This is a genomic window from Marinomonas atlantica, assembly GCF_001639725.1.
In the GTDB taxonomy this organism is placed as follows: domain Bacteria; phylum Pseudomonadota; class Gammaproteobacteria; order Pseudomonadales; family Marinomonadaceae; genus Marinomonas; species Marinomonas atlantica.
This window is the reverse complement of record NZ_LTAW01000005.1, coordinates 239,338-258,139: the sequence shown is the minus strand read 5'-3', so window position 1 is coordinate 258,139 and position 18,802 is coordinate 239,338. Positions and strand designations below refer to the sequence as shown.

Here is an 18,802-nt window from a genome sequence, read left to right as displayed (position 1 = left end):
GTAGCAGAGAGATTCAACCGGGATGAGCAAGCCAAACTTTTCAGATAAAACAGCATTACTGATAGAAGACATGGCTGAAGCACGAATCATGCAGAAAAAAATGCTAAATGATTTCGGCTTTAAATCTATTGAGATAGCAATGAAAGCTGAAAGTGCAATTGAGCTCTTACGCAGTCGACCTTATGACGTGATCCTATCTGATTACAACTTAGGGAACGGTAAAGATGGTCAACAGCTGCTTGAAGAAGTTCGACACTCGCATCTTATCCCCAACACCTCTACTTATTTGATGGTAACCGCTGAAACATCGACTGAAATGGTCATGGGTGCTATTGAGTATGCCCCTGATGGCTACATCACGAAGCCTTTCTCTCAAGCTATGTTGGAGCGACGACTGTTAAAGCTCCTTGAAAACAAAGAGCAGCTTTTAAAGGTTAACAAAGCCTTAGATCAGAATGATTACGAAACTGCAATAAACGAAGCGAAAGTTGTTTCTGAAAAACACCCTGCATTAATAAGTCGATGCAACAGAATAGTGGGTGACTCTCTAATTAGCTTAGAGCGTTACGAAGAGGCATTAACCGTATTTAGAACCTGCCGAAAAGAGTCACGTATGCCGTGGGCTGCTTTTGGTGAAGCAAAGTGCCACTACTTTCTTGGCAATATTGAAAAAGCTGAAACTAAATTTCGCCAACTCACTTTAGACAATAAATTTTTTGTTAGCGCTTACGACTGGCTTGCGAAAGCGCTAATCAAGAAAGGCGAACATGAAGAAGCGCAGGCTATTTTAGTGGACGCTGTTGGGCGGTCACCAAAAAACCTTTTACGACAAATAGAACTTGGTAAGCTAAGCCTTGAAGTTCAAGATAATCTAATGGCGGAGATGTCATTTCGGCGAGCGGTTTTTCTTGCGAAGCATTCTTGTTTTAATGGTGCCGATGTGTATATACAACATATGACATCCATTGTTGCTCTAGCCCGAGAAGGTGATATCCCATCTCGACAAATTGATAACTTTCAAACTACGCTAAACAAAGTTCACCAAAATTTCTTTAAGTCACCAGAAGTTCGTACTGAGGCGTATTTACTTGAGATGGAATTGTATTCCGCTCTCGGCGACAAGAAAACGATGAATCAAATTGAAGAAGTTTGGAATCATGATATTGAAGCAGGTCAAGCATCTGCTCCATGTGCAAGCGCGAAAAAGCGCATTGACCACCTTAAAAAAGCTTAAGGTAACATAACTATGGATAAAATCGATATCAGTACAATTCTAGCCAGCGCCATTCATGAAAGCAAAAATCATCTCGGCACAATTTTGTATCAACTTGAGGCATTAAAAAGCCTCAACCTAGACAAGAGTGGCCAGAAGTCTTTGGGTAAAATCGAAGAAGGCATGAAACAACTGAATGATGAATGGGTTGAATACTTATATTTATACCGACTCGCTTCAGATGGATACGAAGTTCTTTATGATTATCACGCTCTAGAAGAGTTTTTAGATGATCAGGTATTCGCCCTTGCTCCCTCTGCTGCGGCAAAAAATCTATCATTAGAATTTAATACTGACGAATCATTAACCGCTGTATTTGATGAACGACTTATGACCTCGGTTGTTAGCACCGGTGTCTATAATGCCTTGAGATTTGCTCAGTCGAGCATACATATAAGTGCTTACATGGAAGATAGCTACTTAGTTATTGCGATCGAAGACGATGGCAAAGGTTTTGCGCAAACAGCAGAGGAAGAAGATGAACTTCTATTTCAAAAAAATACGGGGTTAGGCCTATATTTTGCTGACCTGTCTGCACAAGCCCACAACTCAGAAGATCGCAAGGGCTATATCATTAAAGCATCCTCGGAAACTTTAGGCGGCGCAAAACTGGCAATTTACTTGCCACAATAAAAAACCTCGCTATAGCGAGGTTCTTACTAAGGAATTAGTAAGTCAATTCGACCACCACCAGTATCAGGATCGTTACTTAATCGAGTATAACCTTTAAGTTCATTATTCTTATGAAGCAAAGCTACTTTTTCACAGTACAGCCAACTTGTGTTTTGACTTGAAACATTCGCAATAGACTCACCTGCAACCAGCGACTGAAAACTATCAAGCACAGACTGAGGGTACCCCTTACCATTGTCGATTACTGAAATCAGTAATCCGTCGTCATTTTGACTAAGCACTAGTGAAATTTTATTTTCAGTGTAGCGGATCGCGTTCAGTAAAATAATTTGCAAAACATTGGCAATTAAATGAGGATCTACATACCAGCTGATATCTTCAGCATCCAACTCCACTTCTATTTGCTTATGCTTTAGCAATGTTTCAAGCCCTGCTAAAGAATCTTCTACAAGCTCAAGAACATACGTTTCTAACATTTGAACCGTTAACGTATCACTTTCAAGCAAATACAAACCATGTAATTGATTGATCACATTTTGCATACGTACCATTTCATACTGTGCATCAGAAAGCTCTGAAAGCTCCTTGGCATCAGTTTTCTCAGCCAGCATATTATCAAGCTTGTATTGGACCTGACCTAAAGAATTACGCATATCTTTAACGGATGCGCCAATCACTTTTTTGAATGATAATTGATTTTTTTCGGACATGCTCTATCTCCTAAAACGCAACTTTGTAGTGTTTAGTAAGGTACTCTTTTAGAGCTATTAACCGTTTATACTGTTTATGGGATGGTGTGACATGCCTAAGACGCTGCAAAGCTTCTGTGCACTCCGCCAGCATGTGGGACTCTTTTCCATTGGTTTCCATGAGTTTCAAACAAGTCTGTACGAGATTAAGATTCAGACCTGGGTGACGGGGTGAATACTCTAATGCAGTTTTAAACTCTTTAATGGCAACCACATAATCTTTCTTAGAGTAGCAACTTAACCCCTCTTTATTCAGCTCTTTTGCTTTAGCTTTTGCAGAAGAGCTCACAGGCTCATCTAAAAAATCTGCTGCTTGCTGCTTCAAATCATCGCTGATTGTTTGATCATCCACCAGAGAAGCCAGCATTATTTCAGCTTGTTCATGTTCGCCTGCTCCGTAAAGCGTCTTTCCATATTCGACTACAAGGTCCTGAGGCAAACCATCGACTAATTCTGAGGCTATTTGCTTAGCAGACTCCAAGGCTTTCTCAGCCTCACGCTGCTGGCCTTGTGAAGCAAGAAACCGACTTTCTGCCAAGCTTTTACGAAATTTAACTGTATCGTCATTGGCGAAGCGCTTACTAATAACAGTCAGAGCTTGACTGGCTTCACTTAATAGTCGTTTGCGATCAACACTACTTTCAACTGAATCTGCGGATTCTGAAACAATATCAATTAATTGGATATAATCATCAGGATTTTCATGGATAGAATTAATACCCAAACGTACTGTTTGCTGACTGGCTTTTAAAGCGGCCTGTGGATCGCCATTTGCCATACTCACATTGGCCATGTGTTTTTGACGTTTGTGAATACGCGGTGAGATTTTGATTGCATCACTTAATATTGACTGAGCCTCATCCAACCGTCCTGATTTTTCAAGGCATTCAGCCAACAAATCGTAAGCACTTATTGTTTGCGGAAAGAGCCTTAAGAGCTTTTCAAGCATTGCTATAGCGGCTTGAGGATTGTTTTTTTTTGCTTCCATTTTTGCCAGACCAAGGAGCGCCCAATCTAAATCACGAACAGCCAGCTCAGTCTGACAGAGATTCTCAAGCATAGAAAACTTACCAGTCTCTAAGTAGGCATCAACCAGAGTACGTTTACACCATGGGGAATATCGCCCCTCTTGATTAATATGATTAACGCATTCAGGAATTAATTCAACATATTGCTTCTTCGACAAAAGCCCTTTCATTTTGGATAACGCTTGAGACTGATGAAACTGTCTTTCCAATCGTCGAGCCAAAACTGCTTGGGTAAAAGGCTTTGAAAGATATTCGTCTGGCTGAGACTCCATAATTCCCATCACCACATCTCGGCTAGTTTCAGCAGACACAATGATAAAAATATTTGTTGGTTTTAAAAGCGACAACTGACGTAACTCTTCCAGTACTTGTTGACCGTTTTTATTACCTGTTAAGCGAAAGTCACAAAGGATAATGTCATAATGTCGGGATCGACATGAATCAATAATACCTTTACCACTTGATGTTTGATCGACATGCTGAATACCTAGCCCCTGAAGCATCTGACGAATGGAAACACGTGAATTCTCAAATTCATCAGCAACCAACGCCTGCAACCCACTATATACAGAGGAATTTTGAGCGGCTTTATTTTGAAAGAGAGCTCTGTCCACTAAACTAAATCCTTGATAATACGTTTAACTGGTTGCTTTTAGATACTCAACCAATTGCTGTCCCGCCACTTCAATATGTTGACGAAGCAATTTGATTGCTTGGTCTGATTGACCTTGAGCCAACAAATCCAGCAATTCTTCATGTTCATTTTGACTGGTATTACGATATTGTAAAGGCCCATATTGAAACCCCATATATCGTCTAACTTGCTCGTTCAGTATAGCTACCATATTGAAAAGCGTAGGCCTATTCGCAACTTCATAAAGCGTAGCATGCAATTCCCAATTTAAACGGCCTCTCTCTAGCATTGAAAGATCACAAGCATTTAAGCGTAGATTGATGTCTCGGGCTTTACCTAATGACTCGTAGGTAATATTAGGGAAAGAATACCCTAATAGCTGGCACTCAAGTAAAGAGCGCATTTGATACAAATCTTCTGCTTCCTTCCAATTTAATTCAGGAACCATCACCCCTGCTTTACCATGCGCGACCAACCAACCTTGATTACGTAATACTGATATCGCATCCCTAATAGGAATACGACTGACGCCATAACGCTTTGAAAGCTCTTGTTGACGTAATGGACAACCACGATCCAACCGACCATTAATTATATCTGCTTTCAGTTGGTCTAATAACTCAAGCATATGTTTTACAGCTCTTTTTTCATTTTCTGAATCATTAACACCAACAAACCAAAGCAAATTCCCCAAAATGCAGACGCAACACCAAAAAAAGAGACACCTGACACTGTCGTTAAGAAAGTAATTAGCGCAGGCTCTCGGTATTGCTCATCATCAAATGCAGCTTTTAAGTTACCTCCAATTGTACCTAACAAAGCAATCCCTGCTAAAGCCGCAATCATGGTGGTGGGAAAAACAGAAAACAATCCTACTACGGTAGCACCAGCAAAGCCGGCAATGGTGTAAAACACCCCAGCTGACAAGCCAGCAATATAACGCTTCGAAGGGTCCCTATGGCATTCATCTCCACTGCAAATTGCTGCGGTAATAGCCGCCAAATTAAATGCGAAACCTCCAAATGGAGCTAATAGAACAGTGCTCAAACCAGTCCAAGAGATGATATTTGAGACCGGTGTTTCATAATTGCTAGCGCGCATTACCGCCACACCTGGAATATTTTGAGACGTTAAAGTAACAATGAACAGTGGCACCCCTACCCCTAAAATTAAGGAGGTATTCCATTTGGGTGTCACCCATTCCAGTGAACCTATTGATAACGGGATTTCGGCAAAATTTGCATGAGGTTGAAGTAAAACCATGATCACGCCGGCCATTAAAACAACGATAACCGCATAGCGAGGCAAGATTAACTTGCTAATAAGGTATGCCAGTAACATCACCAATACAACAACAGGGCTGGCTTCCAGTGATGTAAAAATTTCAACACCAAAGTTAAACAGAACACCCACAAGCATTGCACATGCAATGGGTAACGGAATCCAACGCATTAACCGATCAAATAAGCCAGACAAACCTAATATCAACGCAAGCGCACCAGCAAAGATAAATACAGCGATAGACTCAGCGTAAGTTGCACCGTTTAAACTTGTAGCCAGCAGTGCAGCACCAGGAGTAGACCATGCTGTAATAACGGGCGCTTTGTACCATAAAGATAGAAAGAAGCAGGTCCCCCCCATGCCAATACCTAGGGCCATAATCCAAGAAACTTTCATTGCTTCTGTCGCACCTGCAGCATCAGCTGCCTGAAACACAATTGCCACTGAGCTGGCAAACCCTATTAAAACGGCTACAAAACCGGCTACAACAGCACCCAAGCTAATGTCTGAAAATACGTCTCTCATGAATTACTCCCTTTAAGAAAAGCAAGCATATCAGATTATTTTTTTGTATACATTTTTATTTTTGTATCGTTTTAGTGGAGTGACATATATCCGACTAAACCTAGTACAAAACCGAGCACAGCTCCTAACGGTGGTGCCCAGTGTTTTTCTAAACGCACCTGAGGTGCAATGTCTTGAAAAACCGCATACAAGATCCCACCTGCAGCAACCAACATAATACCAGAGATAATTGACTCATAATTAGATAGCCAGTAGTAAGCCGCTAGACCCGCAATGGGTCCAGTAAGTGCTAGCATGACAAACAACAAAAGTATTTTTCGGCAACTATACTGGCCTGATTCTCTCAACTCACGAAATGCATTAAACCCTTCTGGGAGGTTCTGCATTGCAATCAAACAAGCAAGTAACAATGAGGACCCTTTACCGAGCGCTAAAGAAGCGCCTAATGCAATAGACTCTGGAATAAAATCTGAGACCATAGCAACCAATTGCCCACCAGATGTGTTATGTCGGTAAAGCCAAATATCGACCCACATAAAGAGCAAACCACCTGCTAAAAACAATAACGTACTGATGATTACAGAGAATGACTCAATGCCCTCAGGCACTAAAACCAGTGCAATGGCCGATAAAAGAGCACCACCGCCAAACGCCGTAATACTGTGGCGTAGCTCTTCATCTAGCCAGTTGGGGCGGATGGAGTCCACGGTTGCCAATAATCCACCTAAAGGAATGGCGGAACCAGCCATAAAAGTTAACACTAAAATGTTTGCCCATACCGGCATAGAGACTCCTGTCGCCATAAAAAAACACCGCTTAGCGGTGTTTGAATTACATAATTAAATTGAGTTTACCGAATGACTTACTGCCTAGGAAAGCGAATTTGAACGCCTAGACCACTGGGCTTATTGCTATAAAATAATAATTTTGCATGATAATGATTAGCGATAGTTGCGACAATCGATAATCCAAGGCCAGCACCAGACTGATCACTACCACGATAAAAGCGCTCCGTTAGGCGCTCTAGTTCAGATTCTTCAATGCCTTGCCCAGTATCCTTAAATGACAAAATGACAAAGTTATCTTCAAGCTGCCAATTAATGTTTATGAATCCTTGCTCTGGTGTAAACTTAACCGCATTAGAAATCAGGTTTTGAAGAATAATTTCAAGATGACTTTCTTCTATTGGAAGCGTTAAACCGTCCTGCGACTCATCAATTTCAATAGTAATGTTCTTTTGAAATACCATTGGATACAAATCAGCAACAACCCTACGTGTCAGCTTCAACACATCTAATGCACTATAATCCGTCCGTAAAAGCTGACTTTCTACTCGAGCATAGGAAAGTAACTGAGCGACAATACGCGTACTTCGCTCCACACCGTAGCGCATTTGCTCAAGCGCTTTTTTACGCTCTTCATATGTGACAGCGGATTCGGCATTTTGAGCATGGAGATTTAATACAGCCAATGGCGTTCTTAATTCATGAGCAGCATCTGCAATCCATCGTTTTTCACGCGCCATCAAGTCATCAATTGAAGCTAATAAGCTATTAATAGACTGCTGTACTGGAACCAGTTCTTTTGGCACATTGTCAACGCTCACAGGCCTTAATTTTGATGGCTCAATTCGATTAATTCTTGAAGTAAGCTGCTTTAAAGGCTCTAAGCCGACACCTACAGCCATCCACACAAAAATAGCGATCAGAGGCCAACCAATTAATTCTGGTAACACTGAATTAAGCACTATTTCTGTCACCATTTCATCACGCACATCAGATCGTTCAGCCACAACAATACGTGAGTTTTCACCCCCATTTAGTCTCGCTTTCAATTCAAATGTACGCCACTCAAATGCGCCATTATCGGCATAACCAAAGCCATTTCCATCATCAACCTCTGGCTTAATAGAGAGACTGTCTGACGCTACAACCACTTTTCCATTTCGCCATATGCTGAAATGCACCTTACTTTCATAAGTATGGCCTGCCTCTGAAACGTCATACTGCTCAAAGTCACTAATGACACTTGGATAAACGAACGTCGGGGCGTCTTTTCCCGCGTTAATGTCATCATTGGTAAGATGTAACAATAAACGTGCCTGTTGTGCTAATCGCGCATCAAATAACTCCTCAACTTCATGATTAGCGGCAATCACCCCCACAATACCCAACAAAATACTGGTGAAAGCAAACACTGACATAACCAATACTAGGGTTCTTTTTTTAATCGAGTTAGGTAACTTATTCTGAAGCAAGCCTAGTCTCCAACTGGTTTTTCTATTACATACCCGACACCACGAATAGTGCGTATCAGTTCAGAATAGAATTTTTTACGTAAGTGATGGATATGAACTTCTAAGGCATTACTTTCTACCTCTTCCCCCCAACCATAGAGAGACTGAACTAATGCATCACGGGTAAAGACATGACCTGGCCTAGAAAGCAGTTCAGACAGTAATACATATTCTCTACGAGTCAGTGTGACGCCCTTTCCTTGATACGTCACTTGCATGCTATCAGGTGAAAGTTCAATGTCATTATGTGTAATTAAGGAAACAGCCCTGCCTTTTGAACGCCGTACAATCGCACGAATTCGAGCCATTATTTCGACTAGATCGAAGGGTTTTACGACATAATCGTCTGCGCCCGCATCAAGGCCACCCACTCGATCATCAATGCCATCACGTGCCGTTAACACCAAAACAGGAACGACGATGGCTTTTTCACGGATTTTGGTTAGAATCGACATACCATCCATTCTCGGTAAACCAAGGTCAAGAATCACCAAGTCAAAGGTTTCTTGCTCAATCGCCTGCATGGCTTGCAAGCCATCCGTCAGCCAATCCGCTGTAAACCCTTCCCTTTTTAAAGCCACACAAAGCCCATCACCCAATGACGTATCATCTTCAACCACTAATATTCTCATGCTACGACTGCCTTAACGTATTCAATATTTAATACTTTTAACGCTACATTACTATTCTTAAGTATGCCTTAACACTGGTTTTGTAAGCGCATTTCTGTTTTATTATGGCACTTCAATGTCCCGAGTCGTCTCTGACAAAACAATCAAAAATAAGACTTTGAGATTTATCTAATTGGTCTTACTATCGCGTCCTCTTAACTCGCAGGTTGGCTAAATTGAAAATTATTTCTTTTGACGCACTTAGGTCACTTCACCTTCCTAATGTCCACTACATTAAGCCTGAAAACATGTATGCGCATCTTGATGCCATTCGTGCAGCCGACTGGATTCTCTTTCCAGAGTATTGGCAATTAAATGCGCTTGTTCATGGCCTTAAAAAACAAATTTTCCCAAGTTTGTCTTCTTACATGATAGGTCATGACAAAATAGAAATGACACGGACATTTATGGCGATCATTCCCATGAATCACCCATATACAGAAATTGTTTCGAACACCCCCTACGAAGCCGATCGTATATGGGACATTATGCCAACACCGTTTGTGGCAAAAATCCCCCGAAGCAGTATGGGAAATGGCGTGTTTTTAATCGACAACCCTATCCAATGGCGAGAATACACCGAAAAATCTTCGGTTATTTATGCTCAGGAATATCTTCCCATTGACCGTGATTTACGTATCGTATGGGTTGGCAATAAAGTTGTTGCTGGATATTGGCGGTTACAGGCCGAGCAAGGGTTTTACAATAATATTAGCCAAGGAGGTAAAGTCGAAGTTGCACTGATTCCAAAAGAAGCACTAGAGCTTGTAGAGTATGTTGCCAGTACTTTAGGAATTGATCACGGTGGATTTGATGTTGCCATGGTCGGCGCTACTCCTTACCTGATCGAATACAACCGCATGTTTGGCAACCAAGGTGTAAAAGACTTACAAAAAAGCGTGGATACTGGAATTATGGAGTATTTGCATTCGAATATCCTTCCGACAGTCATCACCACAGACCAAGCTGTTTAGCCTGCCCGCCATAACTAAAAAGAGAGCCTAGGCTCTCTTTTTTAAAAGTATTTGATTAATTTACCATTTAGTAACGCGGTAATTCTATATGCTCAAAAAGCACTTCGACATCTTGACGCGTTGGCGCCTCCATTGCCTGTATCACAAGATCCTGAGTTAAATGCGGCGCAAACGACTGAATGAACTTATACATATAGCCACGAATAAAGGTGTTATTTCGGATACCAATTTTAGTCGTGCTATCGGCAAACAAATGCGACGCATCTAATGCTACTAGATCACTATCAGCAGCTTCATCGTATGCCATCGTTGCCACGATACCGACACCCAATCCCAAGCGAACATAGGTCTTGATGACATCAGAGTCAGCCGCCGTAAAAACAACATTAGGTTCGAGTTCAGCTGATTGAAAAGCGTCATCAAGCTGAGAGCGCCCCGTAAAACCGAAGACATACGTGACAATAGGATGCTCAGCTAAAGCCTGAAGCGTTAGCTTTTCAACGTTTGCTAAAGGATGATCTTTAGGTACCACCACAGATCTATTCCAAGTATAACAAGGCAGCATCACAAGATTGCCAAACATCTCTAAGGCTTCTGTCGCAATTGCAAAATCCACGACACCATCATTTGCCATTTCGGCAATTTGCATTGGTGTACCTTGATGCATGTGCAGTGTTACATCAGGGTAGCCATCAATAAAATCATGAATGACTTTAGGTAAAGCATAACGAGCTTGAGTATGCGTGGTTGCTATATCAAGGGAACCTTTACGCTCATCACTGAATTCTTTTGCTACTTTTTTTATGTTCTGCGTTTGATTAAGAATCTCACCTGCCAACGCTATAATACGCTCACCCGCGGGCGTAACATGTGTTAAATGCTTGCCACTGCGAGCAAACACCTCAATGCCTAATTCGTCTTCTAATAAGCGAATTTGCTTACTCACGCCAGGCTGAGAAGTAAAAAGACTTTGAGCTGTAGCGGAGACGTTCAAGTCATGTCGAGCGACTTCCCAAATGTACCTTAGCTGCTGTAGCTTCATTCGCCGATTATCCTTATTCTAAAAAGAGTTAAAAACATGAAAAAATATTACTTTATAGAATAGTAAAAAAGCTCTATGGTTGCCAACACTAAATCTGACAAAGATAGAAAACGATGGATTTCATTTGGTACATATTGGCCGGCGTTGGCGTTGGCTTAGCAGTTGGTATTACTGGTGTTGGTGGCGGATCATTAATGACTCCTCTTCTTCTCATGTTTGGCTTTCCTCCACACATAGCAATTGGCACTGACCTATTGTATGCGGGTATCGCGAAATGCACAGGGGTTGTCATGCATGCCAAACGCGGCAATGTGAATTGGCGTATTATGGGCGCTATGGCGGCCGGAAGCTTACCTGCTTCTCTTCTAACTGTTTGGGCCTTATCTAACTTCGAGCATCCCGAGCATTATCAACACCTTTTGACCAGCACGTTAGGTGTCATGCTAATCATTACTGCAGCCGTCATCATATTCCGAAAACGTTTAAGTGGGCTATTTAAACCCAACATGACTGAAAAAGACGGTACAGTTGCTATTTTTATTTGCGGCTTAGTACTAGGAGTGTTTGTAACGCTTACGTCTGTCGGTGCAGGCGCATTAGGTACCGCCATGATGATGTTACTGTTTCCTGCAATGCAAGCTCGTAATGTGGTAGGGACCGATTTGGCACATGCCGTACCACTAACGTTAGTGGCAGGCCTCGGACACGTATTACTTGGTAATGTCGACTACAATTTATTAGCAGGGCTTTTAATAGGTTCAATACCCGCCATTTACATTGGCACCAAGGCCGCGTCATTCGTCCCCAACAAGGTCTTGCAACCCATACTAGCGACAGCACTGGCTAGCTTTGGCGTGAAGTATTTGTTCTTTTAACAAACAAACTTGAAAGAGCACTTTTTAAAAGGCACTCAAATTGAGTGCCTTTTTCATTTCAAGATGAATTTAACGTACTTTTCTTACCAAACAGGCTTCATTCTTAAAAAGAAAAAAGGTACTGTATTCATCACATAAAAAAACAAGCAATCGTATTGCACAAAAAGTTATATTAGGAATTTAGAGATGAGTGATTCACGCCTTGAGGATTTAAACATTGCCTCATTCAGTTCTTTAGTTACCCCTCAAGAACTAAAAAAAGAGCTTCCGTTAAACAATGATATTCGTGAACAAATTGCTAGTTCACGTGACGTTATTAAAAACATTATGGATGGTAAAGATCATCGCTTGGCGATTGTCATTGGCCCATGCTCAATCCATGACCCAGAAGCCGCTTTAGATTACGCACGTCGCCTTAAAGTGCTATCGGAAAAAGTAAGTGATTCACTTTACATTATTATGCGTACTTACTTTGAAAAGCCGCGCACAACGGTTGGCTGGAAAGGTCTAATTAACGATCCAAACCTTGACGGCACGTTTGATATCAACAAAGGTATGCGTATCGCTCGCAAATTGTTGGTAGACCTTTCTGAAATGGGCTTACCGCTAGCAACTGAAGCGCTGGACCCTATTTCTCCACAATACTACCAAGACTTAATTAGCTGGTCAGCAATTGGAGCTCGTACTACCGAATCACAAACTCACCGTGAAATGGCATCCGGTCTTTCTGGTCCAGTCGGCTTCAAAAATGGTACAGATGGCTCTATGACCGTTGCAGTGAATGCGATGCAGTCTGTATCACACCCACACTCTTTCTTGGGCATCAATGAAGGTGGCCAAGTTACCATCGTAAACACAAAAGGTAACGAATACGGTCACCTTGTATTGCGTGGTGGTAATGGCTTACCAAACTACAGCTCTGAGCACGTAGCGCAAAGCGAAGCCGAATTGACCAAAGCAAGTCTTAAACATAACATCATGATTGATTGCTCACACGAAAATTCAGCTAAAAAACCTGAGCACCAACCAGAAGTCGCATTGGATGCAACACGCCAAATCGTTGAGGGTAACAACTCAATTATGGGGCTAATGATTGAAAGCAACATCGGCTGGGGTAACCAAAAAGTACCTGCGAATTTGGCTGATTTGAATTACGGTGTATCCATTACCGATGCGTGTATCGACTGGGAAGCCACAGAGAAAACTTTGTTAACAATGGCCGAGACACTAAAAGACGTGTTGCCTAAGCGCTCACGTTCGTAACAACGAAACAAAATTCAGAAAGAAAAATGGAGCCTAATATTGGCTCCATTTTTGTGTGTCTTAAAAGCGCATAACTTACATTACATGAATGCGTTATCTGTCACCGTGTGATCGGTTTCGTCTTTAACGCCTTTTAGTCCCGGTACTTTTTCGATCAGGGTTTTCTCAACACCTTCTTTCAAAGTTAGGTCTACTGCACTACAACCTTGGCAACCACCGCCAAATTGAAGTACTGCTACCTCTCCGTCAATTACTTCTACTAACTTGACTTCACCACCATGGGCAGCAAGACCTGGATTGATGTCAGAATACAAAACATAATTGATTTGATCTTCAATCGGGCTGTCTGGGCTTACTTTGGGCATTTTAGCATTTGGCGCTTTAATCGTAAGCTGACCACCCATTTTTTCCGTAGCGTAATCTACAAAGGCTTCGTCTAGGAAAGGAACTGAGTTTACCTCCAAATAAACACGAAGTTTTGGTAGATCAACAAGTTCATCAGTTTCTACTACTTCGTCTGGTCGGCAGTACGCTAGGCAAGTCTCAGCATACGGTGTTCCAGGTTGTTGAATAAACATGCGCACAGCCATGCCCTCAACGCCTTGTTTGTCTAAAAGACCTGATAGGTACACTTGCGCACTGTCAGTAATCGTAATGTTCATACTCACCCTTATTGAAACGTGTGATGTTCTATATAACGCTATGGTAACCCAGTCTAAAGGCAAAACAGAAGACCTAGTAAACAACTAAGGTATTTTTCCCTAATTGAAATAAGCAATATCCGGCTGTTAGTCCATTTTTTTTTAAAGATATAGAGAAATATTCATTTTAGGAATAACGGAATTTTGTTAGATTTAACACACCTAAGAATTTATATAACAACGGTTCAGTCTTTTATGTATCAATACGACGCAATTGACCAGCAGCTAGTGGAAGAGCGTGTTGCGCAGTTTCGCGACCAAACTCGCCGCTACCTGAATAATGAGCTTAAAGAAGAAGAGTTTCTTCCTTTACGCTTGCAAAATGGCCTATACATCCAACGCTACGCGCCGATGTTACGTATCGCCATTCCTTATGGCATGGTGTCTAGCAAGCAGCTACGCCTTCTTGCTGACATCACTCGCCGCTACGATCGTGGCTATGGCCACTTTAGTACGCGCCAAAACCTGCAATTGAATTGGCCCAAACTTGAGGATGTGCCAGACATTTTAGAAGAGCTTGCAACAGTTGAAATGCATGCTGTGCAAACAAGTGGTAACTGTATTCGTAACACGACAACAGACCAATACTCTGGCGTCATTGCTGATGAAGTTGCAGACCCTCGTCCATACTGTGAACTAATCCGTCAATGGTCAACATTCCATCCTGAGTTTGCATTCTTGCCACGTAAATTCAAGATTGCTGTGTGTGCGACTGAGTCAGCAGATCGTGCAGCAGTACAAGTACATGATATCGGTCTTCAATTGAAGAAAAACGATGCCGGTGAAGTAGGTTTCAAAGTCCTTGTAGGTGGAGGTCTAGGCCGTACACCAATGATTGCAGAAACCATTAGTGATTTTATTCCTCGTACAGATTTGTTGACCTACCTAGATGCGATCATTCGCGTGTACAACCAGCACGGTCGCCGTGACAACAAATACAAAGCGCGCATTAAGATTCTTGTAAAAGCACTGGGAATTGACGAGTTCCGTAAGCGTGTTGATGCAGAATGGGAGCACTTGCGCGGCACAGAAAGCACCGTGCCTATGAGCGAGTTTGACCGTTTAGCAAGCTTCTTTACAGAACCTGCATACGAAGCCTTGGAAGATCAACCTTCTGTACTTGCTGAAAAATTAGCAGACAGCAACGCATTTGCTCGTTGGTATGAACGTAATACATTTGATCACAAGAAATCTGGATACCGCATTGTCACGCTGTCACTTAAAAAGCCAGGTCAAGCACCAGGTGATGCGACAGCAGATCAAATGGAGAAAGCGGCTAACCTTGCAGACCAATACAGCTTCGGTGAGCTACGTGTTAGTCACGAGCAAAACCTTGTCCTAGCCGATGTTCGTCAAGAACAGCTTATTGAACTATGGGAAGCAGCCAAAGAAAACGGTTTTGCGACACCTACTCTAGGCTTACTAACAGATATGATCTGTTGCCCTGGTGGTGATTACTGTGGTCTTGCAAACGCAAAATCCATTCCGATCGCTGACCAAATACAAGAAACGTTTGATAACCTTGATTATTTATACGACATTGGTGAAGTAGACTTAAACATCTCTGGTTGTATGAATGCTTGTGGTCACCACCATGTCGGCAATATTGGCATTCTAGGTGTTGATAAGAAAGGCGCAGAATTCTATCAAGTCTCTCTTGGTGGTGCTTCAGGTCATGATGCGTCCATCGGTAAGATTCTTGGCCCATCCTTTGCCCAAGAAGAAGTTGGCGGCGTAATTCAGAAAGTTATTAATGTTTACGTTGATAACCGAACCGAAGAAGAGCGCTTCATCGATACGTTCCGCCGTATCGGTATCAAACCATTCAAAGAGGCCGCTTATGCCAAAGCTAATTAAGAACGGCGAGATCGTCGATAATACTTTTGTATGGCAACAAGACGTTGATGCGTCAGCATCCGACACTACCATTGTTCCAATGCAAAAATGGTTAGATAACCAAGACAGCATTGGAAATGTTGCCGGTATCTGGATTGATGCAGGTGAAGGTGTAGAGCCTCTTGCCGGCCTTGACCTTAGCCAGTTCGAAGTAATTGGTATTAACTTCCCAAGCTTCATGGATGGACGTGGCTTTAGCTATGCCCGTTTGCTACGCGAACGTTTAAACTACACAGGTGAAATTCGCGCTCTGGGTGGCTTTATGGCCGACCAGCAAGGTTATCTAATTCGTTGTGGCTTTAACAGCTTCGAGTTTGCCGAAGACGTTAACCTCGATATCGCCTTAACACTGAACAAACCGTTCAATGTGGCTTACCAAGGCGATGTCGCTGATCCTCGCCCTATTTTCTTACGACGCGGTTAAACCGAGTTGTTCAGAAATTTAAAAGCCGAGCATTTAGCTCGGCTTTTTTGTACCATTTTAAAATCATGTATCAACGCTTGTAGGCGATTCATCCGTTACTTTTTCGAACAAACCTTCAAATCCATTATTGTAAGCATCGAAAAATGCATTGCTCACCGTATTTACAATCGCTTGCCAAGTACTGATATCTGGCTCATTTAAACTGCCAGAAAAGTTTAACTGAGTCGCCAATCGGTCAGAATCTGAATTAGTAAAAAGCTCAGCTAAACCACCTGTAATCCCCTCCCAAGCTATGCGAAAAGGGTTTTCATTCTGTTCAACTACATCTTGTTCCCAGTCAAATATATCTACATTTTTGAACAACGGCTTAACATAGCCAGTCAACCGACCATCTTTGGCCTCAAGCTCAGACACTACCTCGCCTGTTCCGCCATTAAAATCAACGCCAGCGTACGCTTTAGCAAGGTCGTTCAGCATAGGCAGACTGATTTCTTCACAATGCAGCGCCGCTACGAAGTTGGCTTTTGCAAGAGGGTCAAATTCGGCATTTATTGTCATAAGAGCATCATTTAATGCATTGGCTTTAACATCTAAACTAGCAACACGACCCGAGCTGTTCCCCACATTAGTAAGATTGGTAACAGTCGCATCTATATTATTTAGTTGAACATTTACAGGAGGGGTTGATTCAAAATTTCGGAATGCAACAGTGCCATTCTCTATTTCTACACGGTTAATTGTTATAGGTGAAAGCTCTGCTATCGTTTTGCGCCAATCATTCCCTACACCAGACTGGTCATTTTGATTGCTTTTGCTGTCCACAAAGTTCAGTTCTGGCTCATAAAATACTAAATCGGCAACAATTGCGCCTTTAAATAAAGCTGACCAACTCAAGCCAATGTCTATCTCTTTAGTTCGAAAAAAAGGCACTTTTTTTGAACCATCTACTTTAACGACATTAAGGTCGTGTATTTGATAAGCACCGCGAAAGAGGGATAAACTGACGTGATCCACATGGCCACTATAGTCGTCAATTCGTTCAAGACGTTTATTTAAAAAGCTTGTTACCCAATAAGGTAACGTAAGGTGAATTACCAGAATCAATACTCCAATGAAAGCCACCGAAGCTATCCCTACATGTTTGTATTTGGTTGTCATAATACATCTCCATGGTTGCTTAAACACCATACTGACGAATGTACTCATAGAACAATGAAGCGCGCAGAATTACTGTAAAAATCCATTTTTCACCCAAAAAATGTCGTATTAAGCAGAGTACTGTTTAAAATAAAAAAGCCGAGTGATGGGCTCGGCTTTTTTTACTTACCTAGTGCTGGCCTACAAAATAGTAATCGTAGCACCTACATATGCTCACTATTGATCACATGATAAATAGGATACAAGACATCGGCTCCAAGAATTTTTGAGCGCTCTGGTGACCACCCCACCACATCATCTGGTAGATTTTGATTGTCTTTGAATGGCATTTCTAATGTTAGCGATAAACAACGATAGGTATTACCAACCCACTTTGAAGCAACCGTTAAGGTCTCTTCTCCGTAGCGCACTTTTTCGTAGCCAATTTCATTTTGGAAATCAGGGCTGACCGCCGTAAAAATATCTTCAAAGATGGCTTCCATGTCAGCCATACGCTGATCGAAATTAGGAACACCTTCACAACCATCGACAAAATTCACTGGCAATGTTTCATCACCATGAATGTCTAAAAACAAATCAACCCCTGTCTCAGACATCTTCGTCTGTACAGCTAAAACTTCAGGGCTGCGGTCTTGTGTCGCGCGCTTCCATTCTCGATTAAGATTGACACCTTTACTATTTACCCTCAGGTTGCCATGCGCAGCACCATCTGGGTTCATATTTGGCACGACATAGAAACGACATTGATCCAACAATGCACGGGCCATCGGGTGAGACTCATCAAACAGACGTTCTAACAAACCTTCAATAAACCATTCAGCCATCGTTTCACCAGGATGCTGACGTGCAATAATCCAGATGTTCTTGGCTAACCCCTGTGTCTTACTTATCTCTAACATAGTGATATCACGACCTTCGGCCGTTTCACCAATATGATGTGTAATACAGTCTTCGTAACTTGCTGCCCAAGCCACCATATCTAAATGACGCTCATAACTATATGGCGCAAAGTAGGCGTAATAAACGCTGTCTTGCTCAGGTGTATGAGTAATTTCTAACACACCATCAATGTACTCAGTTGGCACACGAAACCAGTTCTCACGATCATACGATGCAACCGCTTGATAGTCCTCCCAACCTTCAGCAAAAGCAGCATCAGCGGCATTCTCAAAACGAATGACACATTGCTCACCCATGCCGCCTTGAAGGCGAAAATAGAACCACTGGTAGAAGTCAGAGTGTGTATCTTTGGGGATATTTACTCTAATATTGTCCGGCTCCGTGGCGTCGATTACATCAATATTACCGCCATCAAAGAAACTGCTGATTTTGAGTCGGCTAGTCATTCATTCTTCCTTAACGTTAGGCTGTTAAATTAC

General features: G+C 42.1%; 18 protein-coding genes. 7 read left to right on the top strand and 11 right to left on the bottom strand.

From position 1 onward, the window contains the following. Window positions 1-22: 22 nt before the first annotated feature. Both AYW75_RS10925 and AYW75_RS10920 read left to right on the top strand, forming a co-directional pair. Window positions 23-1,234 (top strand): response regulator, encoded by a 1,212-nt coding sequence (locus tag AYW75_RS10925; protein ID WP_067099344.1) that lies wholly within the window; start codon window positions 23-25, stop codon window positions 1,232-1,234. 12 nt (window positions 1,235-1,246) lie between these two features. Further along, on the top strand, window positions 1,247-1,906 hold the full coding sequence (locus AYW75_RS10920) for a sensor histidine kinase (RefSeq protein WP_067099343.1): 660 nt from the start codon (window positions 1,247-1,249) through the stop codon (window positions 1,904-1,906). 26 nt (window positions 1,907-1,932) lie between these two features. Here the strand turns inward: AYW75_RS10920 and AYW75_RS10915 are convergent, their stop codons facing one another. The 7 genes from AYW75_RS10915 to AYW75_RS10885 all read right to left on the bottom strand — a co-directional run bounded on the left by AYW75_RS10915 (window position 1,933) and on the right by AYW75_RS10885 (window position 9,051). Continuing rightward, window positions 1,933-2,616, bottom strand: coding sequence for an ATP-binding protein (locus AYW75_RS10915; RefSeq protein WP_067099341.1), 684 nt, complete (start codon window positions 2,614-2,616; stop codon window positions 1,933-1,935). A 10-nt stretch (window positions 2,617-2,626) separates the two neighbouring features. After that, a complete protein-coding gene (locus AYW75_RS10910; protein WP_067099339.1) occupies window positions 2,627-4,297 on the bottom strand; it encodes a response regulator in 1,671 nt (556 codons plus the stop codon). Between the two features lie 24 nt (window positions 4,298-4,321). After that, the gene (locus AYW75_RS10905; protein ID WP_067099338.1) at window positions 4,322-4,945 is read right to left on the bottom strand and encodes a GntR family transcriptional regulator; all 624 of its coding nucleotides are present in this window, start codon (window positions 4,943-4,945) and stop codon (window positions 4,322-4,324) included. A 5-nt stretch (window positions 4,946-4,950) separates the two neighbouring features. Next, entirely contained in the window at window positions 4,951-6,123 is a 1,173-nt protein-coding gene (locus AYW75_RS10900; RefSeq protein WP_067099336.1) for a benzoate/H(+) symporter BenE family transporter, read from the bottom strand. Between the two features lie 71 nt (window positions 6,124-6,194). After that, a complete protein-coding gene (locus AYW75_RS10895; RefSeq protein ID WP_067099334.1) occupies window positions 6,195-6,908 on the bottom strand; it encodes a ZIP family metal transporter in 714 nt (237 codons plus the stop codon). Window positions 6,909-6,985: 77 nt separating this feature from the next. Next, the gene (locus tag AYW75_RS10890; RefSeq protein ID WP_067099332.1) at window positions 6,986-8,380 is read right to left on the bottom strand and encodes an ATP-binding protein; all 1,395 of its coding nucleotides are present in this window, start codon (window positions 8,378-8,380) and stop codon (window positions 6,986-6,988) included. A 2-nt stretch (window positions 8,381-8,382) separates the two neighbouring features. Next, window positions 8,383-9,051, bottom strand: a complete 669-nt coding sequence (locus AYW75_RS10885; protein WP_067099330.1) for a response regulator — start codon at window positions 9,049-9,051, stop codon at window positions 8,383-8,385. Between the two features lie 215 nt (window positions 9,052-9,266). On the opposite strand from AYW75_RS10885, the gene AYW75_RS10880 reads away from it, so the two are divergent. Further along, complete coding sequence (locus tag AYW75_RS10880) at window positions 9,267-10,064, top strand: ATP-grasp domain-containing protein (protein ID WP_067099329.1); 798 nt, start codon at window positions 9,267-9,269, stop codon at window positions 10,062-10,064. 67 nt (window positions 10,065-10,131) lie between these two features. Here the strand turns inward: AYW75_RS10880 and cysB are convergent, their stop codons facing one another. After that, entirely contained in the window at window positions 10,132-11,106 is a 975-nt protein-coding gene (cysB, locus tag AYW75_RS10875; RefSeq protein ID WP_067099327.1) for an HTH-type transcriptional regulator CysB, read from the bottom strand. 113 nt (window positions 11,107-11,219) lie between these two features. On the opposite strand from cysB, the gene AYW75_RS10870 reads away from it, so the two are divergent. Both AYW75_RS10870 and AYW75_RS10865 read left to right on the top strand, forming a co-directional pair. Beyond that, window positions 11,220-11,981 (top strand): sulfite exporter TauE/SafE family protein, encoded by a 762-nt coding sequence (locus tag AYW75_RS10870; RefSeq protein WP_067099325.1) that lies wholly within the window; start codon window positions 11,220-11,222, stop codon window positions 11,979-11,981. A gap of 186 nt (window positions 11,982-12,167) precedes the next feature. Continuing rightward, window positions 12,168-13,244: a 3-deoxy-7-phosphoheptulonate synthase gene (locus tag AYW75_RS10865; RefSeq protein ID WP_067099324.1), complete on the top strand. Its 1,077-nt coding sequence runs from the start codon at window positions 12,168-12,170 to the stop codon at window positions 13,242-13,244. Between the two features lie 80 nt (window positions 13,245-13,324). Here the strand turns inward: AYW75_RS10865 and nfuA are convergent, their stop codons facing one another. After that, on the bottom strand, window positions 13,325-13,906 hold the full coding sequence (gene nfuA / locus AYW75_RS10860) for a Fe-S biogenesis protein NfuA (protein WP_067099322.1): 582 nt from the start codon (window positions 13,904-13,906) through the stop codon (window positions 13,325-13,327). Between the two features lie 234 nt (window positions 13,907-14,140). Here nfuA and AYW75_RS10855 point away from each other — a divergent pair, with 234 nt between their 5' ends. Both AYW75_RS10855 and AYW75_RS10850 read left to right on the top strand, forming a co-directional pair. Then, window positions 14,141-15,802, top strand: coding sequence for a nitrite/sulfite reductase (locus tag AYW75_RS10855; RefSeq protein ID WP_067099320.1), 1,662 nt, complete (start codon window positions 14,141-14,143; stop codon window positions 15,800-15,802). Further along, window positions 15,786-16,265 (top strand): DUF934 domain-containing protein, encoded by a 480-nt coding sequence (locus AYW75_RS10850; protein ID WP_067099318.1) that lies wholly within the window; start codon window positions 15,786-15,788, stop codon window positions 16,263-16,265. The genes AYW75_RS10855 and AYW75_RS10850 overlap by 17 nt, the downstream gene beginning before the upstream one ends. Before the next feature lie 63 nt (window positions 16,266-16,328). Here the strand turns inward: AYW75_RS10850 and AYW75_RS10845 are convergent, their stop codons facing one another. Beyond that, complete coding sequence (locus AYW75_RS10845) at window positions 16,329-17,423, bottom strand: DUF748 domain-containing protein (protein WP_067099316.1); 1,095 nt, start codon at window positions 17,421-17,423, stop codon at window positions 16,329-16,331. A gap of 203 nt (window positions 17,424-17,626) precedes the next feature. After that, on the bottom strand, window positions 17,627-18,769 hold the full coding sequence (locus AYW75_RS10840) for a M14 family metallopeptidase (RefSeq protein WP_067099315.1): 1,143 nt from the start codon (window positions 18,767-18,769) through the stop codon (window positions 17,627-17,629). Window positions 18,770-18,802: the final 33 nt, after the last annotated feature.